General features: G+C 65.5%; 1 protein-coding gene. It reads right to left on the bottom strand.

What is annotated here, in order from left to right:
* Nucleotides 1–284, bottom strand: a 284-nt coding sequence (locus tag MD536_RS21545; protein WP_239603844.1) for an SPASM domain-containing protein, incomplete at both ends; no start/stop codon positions are given.

The following is a 284-nucleotide window of genomic DNA, read 5'->3' on the forward strand; positions in this document are numbered from 1 at the left end:
CTGCAGCATCTCGCACTTCCCGCACCTCTCGTCGACGTACCCCCTCGTCCTGATGCTCGCGCAGAGCGGGTGGCCCCAGAGGGCCTTCCAGTCGTCCTTCAGGAGGTTGCCGAGGGGCTCGTAGTAGCTCTGGCACGGTATGACCGTCCCGTCCGGCTCGACGGCCATGTTGATGGAGCAGGCGGTGCACTGCTTGATCCCGAGGCCCATGTTCACGGGGTTGAGCTCGCAGTAGGGCGTGGGCGAGTACCAGATGAGCCTCGTGCCCGTCTCGGAGGCGATGT

This window comes from Flavihumibacter cheonanensis (assembly GCF_022352215.1).
In the GTDB taxonomy this organism is placed as follows: domain Bacteria; phylum Bacteroidota; class Bacteroidia; order Chitinophagales; family Chitinophagaceae; genus Flavihumibacter; species Flavihumibacter cheonanensis.